Below are 7906 nucleotides of genomic sequence, written 5' to 3'. Positions count from 1 at the left end.
GGGTGGGACCACCTACTACCTGGACTGTCTGCGGGGGAGCGACGGCGCGGCGGGCACCAGCGGCGGGCAGGCCTGGCGGACGTTGGCGCGCGCCGGCGACGTGACCTACGGGCCGGGCGACCGGCTGCTGGTGCGCCGGGGACGCACCTGCACCGGCGTACTCGCGCCCAAGGGCTCCGGCGCGGCCGGTGCCCCGGTGCGCGTGGACGCGTACGGCAGCGGGGCCAAGCCGCGCATCGAGGGCGCGGGCGCGCGAGCCGCCGTCCTGCTGCGCAACGTCGAGCAGTGGGAACTGCGGAACCTGGACATCTCCAACACCGGCCCCGCCACCACCACCGACCGCCGCGCCGGTGTACTCGTCCTGCTCCAGGACTACGGCGTCGGGCACCACTACGTCGTCGAGGACGTGGACGTGCACGACGTCAACGGCTCGGACCACAAGGACCCCGACCCCAGCGGCGGCATCCTCTTCTCCGTCCAGGGCTCCGGGGCCCCCACCCGCTTCGACGGCGTCCGCGTCGAGGACTCGACCGTCACACACGTGGACCGCACCGGCATCGGCACCTCCTCCACCTGGGGCCGGCGGGCCGAGCACCCCAACGGCCCCGGCACGAGCTTCGAACCGGTCACCGGTCTCGTCATCCGCCGCAACGAGGTGCGTGACGTGGGCGGCGACGGCATCGTCGTCCAGACCGCCGACAAGGCGCTGGTCGAGCACAACCACGTGGACGGCTTCAACAAGCGCTCGGCGGGCTACAACGCCGGCATCTGGGCGTGGAACTCGGACCGCGTGCTCTACCAGTACAACGAGGTGACCGGCGGCCACGGCACCCTCGACTCGATGGCGTACGACATCGACGGCGGCAACAACGGGAACGTCTACCAGTACAACTACAGCCACGACAACGAGGGCGGCTTCCTGCTGGTCTGCAACGGCGCGGGCATGACCACGGCGCACAACCGCGTCCGCCACAACATCAGCGTCAACGACCGCAACACCATGGCGCCTTACGGGATCGTCTCCGTCGTCTGCAACCCCACGACCGACACCCGGATCTACGCCAACACCATCGTCACCGACGAGCCGGGGACCGCGATGGTCTCCAACAACGGGCAGACCGGTGTCACCTTCCGCGACAACATCCTCGTGGGCGCCCCGTCGGGATCGCCCATGAAGGACGCGCTGAGCACCTACGAAAACAACCTCTACTGGAACGCCCCTTGGGACTCCGGCCAGGAGCGCGACCCCTCCGCCGTGCACGCCGACCCCCTCTTCTCCTCCGCGTCCCCCGACCGTCCCGGGGACGTGCGGCTGCGCGCGGGCTCCCCGGCCCTCGGCGCCGGCACGCCGGCCGACGACGGCCTCACCCGCGACTACTTCGGCAACCGCATTCCCGTACCGCCCAACCTCGGCGCCGACCAGGGGAAGCCGGGCCGGTAACCTGTCGTTCGCCAACCGGCTCGACGCCGATCGGCAGTTGACACCTCACAGACCCGACAGCAACACCGAAGGGGCGGACAGTGACGGACATAGAGGCGGCGCGGAAAGCGTTCGACCGGTTCGACCGGGACAAGGACGGGCTGATCACGGCGGCCGAGTTCACTGGCGTGATGGCCGAGCTGGGCGACCACAACGTCACCCAGCCCGTCGCCCAGGCCCTGATCAACAAGTCGGACGGGAACGGCGACGGCGTGCTCTCGTTCGACGAGTTCTGGGCCAAGGTGCAGGGCGGCAAGGCGCAGTAGGACAGCCCTTCGCCCGGCAGTAGGACAGCCCTTCGCCCGAGGGCCGAAGCCTGCTGCCCAGGGGCCTCTCATCGCCTCCCGTGGCGGAGCGCCCCCGCCCGGCGTCTCCGGTCGTTGCAGAGCAGGCAGCGTCCGTAACCGGTCGGGAGCGGATCCTCCGGGTCTCCGTGCAACGGGTCGACGGCGCCGCGTGGATGCTCGGAGCATCCCGTGGCGCCGTGCTCGGAGGAGAGCGCGTGCGCGGCGGCGAGCGCCCGGCGCAGGGCGTCGACCAGCTCCTCCGCCTGCCGGCCCGACGGAGTGCCCTCCAGGCCGAAGGCGAGGTCGGACGCGGTGCCGAGCGCGTTCCGGAGTTCGCGCAGTTCTGCGTAGCTCATGCCCAAGAGCGTAGGCGGCCCCACTGACAACCGGCCGCGGTCGGGCGTCGCGGTCGGTGGTGAGGGTGTGGCGGTGGTGAGCGGTGAGCGCCCGGGATCACGGCTTGGGGGGCTGGCCGGGACCCTCCGGCTCCACCCCCGGAGCCGGGCGCTCCACATGCGCGGCGACGTCCGCCAGATCCCGCTCGATCGCCTGCCGCACCGCCTTGGCGCCCAGCCCGCCGAACAGCTTCAGCAGCACCTTCGCGACGCCGCCGCTGGGCGGAGTGGCGGTGAAGGCCATGCGTACGGTCGTCCCGCCCTCCTCGTCCGTCTCCGGCGACAGCGTGAACTCCGAGACGTAGTGCGCCCCTTGCGCGTCGGACTCGACCACGCAGCGCGAGGGCTCCTCGCTCGCGGTGACGTACATCTCCTCGGTCGCCGTACGCCCCAGCATCTTCCGGGTCTCGCGCCATCGGGTGCCCTCCCCGAAGGGACCGGGGGTCAGCACCTCGATGCTCTGCACGCCACTGAGCACGCGGGGCGCGGACTCCAGGTCGGTCAGCGCCTCCCAGACCTTCTCGACCGGGGCACCGATCCACCGCTCGACGACCACCTGCGTGTCAGCCATATGCACCAGCCTGGCACCGGGCCGGAGGCCTCGCTACTCGGGATGTGCCGCACTCGGGATGTGCTGCCTTGCCCGGGTAGGGGCCTGAGTGCCGGTGCCACCGGTCGGCGCTCAGCCCAGCCCTCCGGCTCTCCCCTTCCTCACCCCGCCTCGTGCACGACCTCCAGTGGTTCGAAGCTGATCCGGGTCCTGGCGCCGTCGGCGGACCAGCGGACTTCGAGGGTCGTGGCGGTGGCGGTCACTCCGGTCACGGCATCCCGCAGCGGGGTCGGGTCCGGCTCGGCCGTGAGCGTGGTCAGCGCGGCGTAGAGCGGGGCGGGCGTTTCGGCGGGTTCCGCGGTCAGGCGGGGGAGTTCCGTCCACGAGGCGTAAGCCGTGCCCTGGGGGGCCCGGACCGTGTCCTGGGCCGTCCAGCCGTGCAGGGGGTGGACGGCAGTGTGCAGGGCGGGGTCGTCCGGGCCGACGGCCCAACCCGTCTGGAGGACACGGGCGTTGGGCGGGACGCCCAGGACGCGGTGCACGCGCAGCTCGTAGCGGCCGCGGGCCACCGTGACGCTCTCCACGCGCAGCCCCGGCACCATCGGCGGGCCCGAGGAGAAGACCGGGCTGTGCCAGGAGGCGGCCCAGCCCCAGCCGTCGCCGTGGCCCGCGCCCAGGAGGTGGATCCGGCGGCGGGCGCTGCGGGCCCCCGACACCTCGACGGACAGGTGGTTGTCCCGCTCGTTGGCCGGGGCCGTGGGGCCGGTGCGGGTGGAGTACGCCTGACGGCTGTAGTGGGGGTCCTCGGCCGCCGCCGACTCCCCTTCGTGCGGGCGGACATGGGAGCTGCCGTGGTTGTGGAGGCGGGCCACGCCGTCGGCGCCGGTCGTCTGGATCAGCAGGCCCGCGTCCGGCAGGGACAGGACCCTGTCCCGCGACTCGGTCGGTGCCTCCGTCTCCGTGGCGGTCCACAGCTCGTGGTCCGCGGGGGCGAGCAGGCACACGAAGGCCTTCGACGCCCAGTACGGGGACGCCGGGCCCGAATAGCGCTGGAGGGTCGCCTCGTGCGGGCCGTGCCAGCCCAGGCTCAGCAGGCCCTCCCGGCCCGCGGCACCGCGGGCCAGGAAGTAGCGCAGGGAGCCGTTCAGCAGGCGGCGGGAGGTGCCCGGGGCGAGCGGGGTGTGCCCGGTGACCGCGCCGAGCCCCACCGCCGCGCTCGCCGCGAAGCGGTACGTCAGGGAGCGGCCGAAGTGGATCGGCGCGCCGTTGGCGTCGAACAGCAGGGAGAAGCTCTCCAGATGTTCGCGCAGCCGCGGCCCGTACGGGGATGGCTGGGCCGCCCGGGATGGCCGGGCCACCGGGGACGGTTGGGCCGCGCCGTCCGCCAGGTGCTCGTCCAGCGCCGGGTAGAGGTGCAGGGCCCAGCCGTTGTAGTGGTCGAAGGCGTTGCCGTCGCCGTCGGTGTACCAGCCCTGGCCGCGGTACCACGACTCCAGCAGGCCGAGCGCCCGCTCGCGCACGCGTGCCGTCTCGGCGTCCCCGCGGCCCACCGACTCCAGGAAACCGGCCACCGTGAACGGGAACAGATACCAGTTGTTGGGCGCCGGCGTGTGCCGGACCGCCCCGCGCAGCCACTCCTCCGCGCGGTCCTGGACGTCCGCGTCCAGCCGGTCCCACAGCCAGGGGCGGGTCAGCCGCAGCCCGAGGGCCACCGACGCGGACTCCACCATGGGCTGGCCCTGCACATGGTGGTCCAGGATCAGCGGCCACGACTCGGCGTCGTCCCGGCCCGGCGTACGGGTCCCGACCGCCAGGCCCTGCGCGTACCGGTCGAGCCACCTCTGCGGGTCCTTGCCCTCCGCACCCGCCACCCGGAACGCGGCGGCCAGGAACGTACGGGCATAGCCCTCGAGGCCGTCGGAGCGCACCCCGGACCGGGACGGCACGCCCGGCAGGTCGAGCAGCGCCCCGCCGGGCGTGGCCCACCGCCAGGCGGCGCGCAGCAGCCCGTCGGCCGCCGCCTCCCAGTGCGCGCGGGTGTAGCCGGTGTGCGGGCTCAACCCCCAGTCCTCGGTGGGCAGTTCGAAGGGGAGGGCAGGGGAGGAGGTCATGCCAGGAACGCCAGCCTTTCGCGTCGTACGGGATGGGCGAAGCCGTCGCCCGCGGCCCAGCGGGCGACCTCGCCGACGGCCAGGTCGGCGAGCCGCTGCCACTCGTTGCCCTGCGAGCCCGCGAGATGCGGGGTGATCAGCGCGTTCTCGCAGTCCCACAGGGGATGGCCGGGCGGCAGCACATCGGGGTCCGTGACGTCCAGGACCGCCCGGATGCGGCCCTTCCGCAGCACCTGGACGAGCGCGTCCTGGTCGACCACGGCGCCGCGCGCGGTGTTGACGAGCACGGCGTCCGGCCGCATGGCGGCGAGCAGTTCGCCGCTGACGAGCCCCCGGGTGGCGGGCAGCAGCGGGGTGTGGACGCTCACGGTGTCGCACTCCGCGAACAGCTCCTGCAACCCGACCTGGCGCACCCCGAGCTCCGCCGCCTCGCCCGCCGAGACGTAGGGGTCGTGCAGCAGCACCCGCAAGTCGTACGGGCGCAGCAGCTCGATGACGCGCCGCCCGATCAGCGAGGCCGACAGGATGCCCACGGTGCGGCCGTAGTTGCCGACCGCGGGCGGGGTGTGCAGCGGGTCGGTGCGGCCGCGCTCCGAACGGTAGGAGTGGGCCCGCTCCAGGGCGCGCTTGCCGGAGAGCAGGATCATCGCGACCGTGTACTCCGCCACCGGCACCGCGTTGGCCGCCGCCGCCGAGGACACCTCGATCCCACGCTCCCAGCAGGCGTCGGTGACATGGCCGCGGACGCTGCCCGCGGTGTGCACGACGGCCCGCAGCCGGCCCGCCCTCGCCAGCACGGACGCCTCCAGCCGGGGGCAGCCCCAGCCGGTGACCAGCACCTCGGTCTCCGCCAGCACGGCGTGGGCCCGCTCGGTGGTGAAGTCGTCGAGCACCGGGGGCGGTACGAGGTCGCAGACCGCGGCCAGTTCGGCCAGCGCGGGCGGGCGGAGCACGGCCGCGGCCGCCTGCGCCGACATGGCGAGGGCGGTACGCGGACGGGGGCCGGAACGGGCGTCAGGTGCGGCAGTCATCTGTCTCCTGGAGTTCTCCGCGGACATGGATCCTGTCTCTCCCCAACTCTTCAACGCTTCCTGTCCTTCCCCTACTTGACCGCGCCCGCCGTCAGCCCCGACTTCCAGAAGCGCTGGAGCAGGATGAAGGCGAGGATCAGTGGCAGGACCGCCAGCAGCGAGCCCATGACCACCACCGGGTAGTACTCGGGCGAGACCGATGCCGAGCTGTTCCACGTGTAGAGGCCGAGGCTCACCGGATACAGCTCCTGGTCGGAGAGCATCACCATAGGCAGGAAGAAGTTGTTCCAGATCGTGGTCAGTTGGAACAGGAAGACCGTGACCAGGCCGGGGCCCAGCATGCGCAGTGCGACCCGCGCATACGTGGCCAGCTCGCCCGCGCCGTCGACCTTCGCGGCCTCCCGCACCTCGTCCGGCACATAGCCCTGGCTGAAGATCCGCCCGAGGTAGACCCCGAAGGGGTTGAACAGGACGGGTATGAAGACCGCCCAGAACGTGTTCACCAGGCCGACGCCCGAGGCCATCAGATACAGCGGCAGGGCCAGCACGGTCTGCGGCACCATCACCGCGGCGAGGACGAGACCGAACAGCTTCTCCTTGTGCCGGAAGCGGTACTTGTCGAAGGCGTAGCCGCAGGCCACGCTCACGAACGCGCCGACCGCGGCCCCCACCACCGCGTACAGCAGGCTGTTGACGTACCACCGGCCGTAGAGCCCGCCGTCCATCGCGAACAGATCGCTCAGGTTCTGCGCGAACGAGAAGTCGCCGATCGAGAGCAGCTCGCTGCCGAAGAGGGCGTCCCGGTTCTTGGTGGCGGCCAGCAGCAGCCACAACACCGGCAGCAGGGTGTAGAGCACCGAGAGGCCCACCACGGCGTTGACCACGGTACGGCCCAGGAGGCGCGGGCGCAGGGCGGCGGCCTGGGTCGGCGAGACGCTCATCGGGAGGCCTCCTCGGGCGCGTTGGCGCGGTTGGTCCAGCGGGTGATCCCGTAGGAGAGGGCGATCGTGCAGAGCAGAAGCACGACGGAGGCGGCGGCCGCGAGGCCGTAGTTGTTGCGGGTGAAGGCCGCGTCGAAGATGTACATGCTCGGCGAGAAGCGGGAGTTGATCATCGGGGTGGACTGGCTGAGCAGCATCGGCTCGGTGAACAGCTGGAGTGCCCAGATGAGCGTGAACATCGCCACCATCACGATCGAGGAGCGCACCAGTGGCGTTTTGACCTGGAGGGCCGTGCGGACAGGGCCGGCGCCGTCGACGACCGAGGCCTCGACGACCTCGCGCGGCACGGCCTGCAACGCGGCGTAGAAGACCACCATGTTGTAGCCCAGGTTGCTCCACAGCGCGATGTTCACGATCGATGGCAGGACGGTGTGGACGCCCAGGAAGTCGATCGTGATGTCCGCCTTGCCGAGCAGCTCGATCACCGGGCTGATGCCGGGTGTGTAGAGGTACAGCCAGATGATGGCGGCGATGATGCCGGGCACCGCGTGCGGCAGGAACAGGCCCAGCTGCGCCCACGAGCGCAGGCGCACGACACCGGAGTCGAGCAGCAGGGCTAGGGCGAGCGCGCCGATCACCATCAGCGGGATGTAGATCAGGCAGTACAGGACGACCAGGCCGAGCCCGCCGAGGAACGTCGGGTCGGTCAGAACCGCGGTGTAGCTGCGCAGGCCCACGAAGACCGTGCGCTCCGGGCCGAAGCCGAGGCCCGGCTGGTCGTCGCTGAAGAAGCTGAGCCAGGCCGCGGTCGCGACGGGGATGAGGAAGACGGTGGTGAGGAGAAGGAAGAAGGGGGTCATCAGCACCGCGCACGCGCCGAGTTCCTGGCGCCGGGCCGTTGCGCTGGCGCTGGCCTTGGCGGGAACGGCGGTTCGGGGTTTACCGGCCGTGGCGGGGGATTGGGCTGTGGTGGTCATCGTTTGTCACCTGCCTTTCTGCTGTCCAGCGTGGGTTGCACTTTCTGTACACCGCTGCGAGCGGTTTGGTTCCCATCCGCATCGCGGTGGGGCGGCTACGGTCTGGTGGGGGGTGAGGGGCCGTGCGCCGGGTG

Annotated in this window: 8 protein-coding genes; 2 read left to right on the top strand and 6 right to left on the bottom strand. The window is 71.8% G+C overall.

Annotated elements, in window-relative coordinates; translation table 11 throughout:
* Both AOK16_RS11900 and AOK16_RS11895 read left to right on the top strand, forming a co-directional pair.
* A partial coding sequence (locus tag AOK16_RS11900) for a right-handed parallel beta-helix repeat-containing protein (protein ID WP_055472232.1) occupies window positions 1-1441 on the top strand: 1441 nt, incomplete at its 5' end.
* Between the two features lie 80 nt (window positions 1442-1521).
* Window positions 1522-1746, top strand: coding sequence for an EF-hand domain-containing protein (locus tag AOK16_RS11895; RefSeq protein WP_055472231.1), 225 nt, complete (start codon window positions 1522-1524; stop codon window positions 1744-1746).
* Window positions 1747-1814: 68 nt separating this feature from the next.
* On the opposite strand, the gene AOK16_RS11890 is transcribed toward AOK16_RS11895, so the two are convergent.
* From AOK16_RS11890 to AOK16_RS11865, 6 genes are all read right to left on the bottom strand, one after another.
* Entirely contained in the window at window positions 1815-2123 is a 309-nt protein-coding gene (locus AOK16_RS11890) for a hypothetical protein (protein WP_055472230.1), read from the bottom strand.
* 97 nt (window positions 2124-2220) lie between these two features.
* Entirely contained in the window at window positions 2221-2733 is a 513-nt protein-coding gene (locus tag AOK16_RS11885; protein WP_055472229.1) for an SRPBCC family protein, read from the bottom strand.
* 140 nt (window positions 2734-2873) lie between these two features.
* Window positions 2874-4823: a DUF2264 domain-containing protein gene (locus AOK16_RS11880; protein WP_055472228.1), complete on the bottom strand. Its 1950-nt coding sequence runs from the start codon at window positions 4821-4823 to the stop codon at window positions 2874-2876.
* Entirely contained in the window at window positions 4820-5854 is a 1035-nt protein-coding gene (locus tag AOK16_RS11875) for a hydroxyacid dehydrogenase (RefSeq protein WP_055472227.1), read from the bottom strand. The genes AOK16_RS11880 and AOK16_RS11875 overlap by 4 nt, the downstream gene beginning before the upstream one ends.
* Before the next feature lie 71 nt (window positions 5855-5925).
* Entirely contained in the window at window positions 5926-6795 is an 870-nt protein-coding gene (locus AOK16_RS11870) for a carbohydrate ABC transporter permease (RefSeq protein ID WP_055472226.1), read from the bottom strand.
* Window positions 6792-7772, bottom strand: coding sequence for a carbohydrate ABC transporter permease (locus tag AOK16_RS11865; protein ID WP_055472225.1), 981 nt, complete (start codon window positions 7770-7772; stop codon window positions 6792-6794). Before AOK16_RS11865 ends, AOK16_RS11870 begins: the two co-directional genes overlap by 4 nt.
* Window positions 7773-7906 lie beyond the last annotated feature (134 nt).

This window comes from Streptomyces pathocidini (assembly GCF_001418495.1).
GTDB classification, from domain to species: Bacteria; Actinomycetota; Actinomycetes; order Streptomycetales; family Streptomycetaceae; genus Streptomyces; species Streptomyces pathocidini.
The sequence above is the reverse complement of the archived record's forward strand: the minus strand, read 5'-3'. Positions and strand labels throughout refer to the sequence as shown.